Genomic DNA, 203 nt, shown 5'->3' on the forward strand with positions numbered 1-203 from the left:
AGCACAAGTGCAGTAGCGTCTACCTCAGCGTCAACAAGTGCAGTAGCGTCTACCTCAGCAAGCACAAGTGCCGTAGCTTCTACCTCAGCAAGTACTAGCGCGGTAGCTTCTACCTCAGCGTCAACTAGCGCGGTAGCCTCTACGTCAGCGTCAACAAGCGCGGTAGCGTCTACGTCAGCATCGACTAGCGCCGTAGCGTCTAC

The 203-nt window shown here is 56.2% G+C and carries 1 protein-coding gene; it reads right to left on the reverse strand.

Annotated features, from left to right (window positions below; genetic code table 11):
• Window positions 1-203, reverse strand: a 203-nt coding sequence (locus N8M20_RS10490) for a hypothetical protein (protein WP_419991758.1), incomplete at both ends; no start/stop codon positions are given.

This window comes from Streptococcus mitis, assembly GCF_946190275.1.
GTDB classification, from domain to species: domain Bacteria; phylum Bacillota; class Bacilli; order Lactobacillales; family Streptococcaceae; genus Streptococcus; species Streptococcus mitis_DC.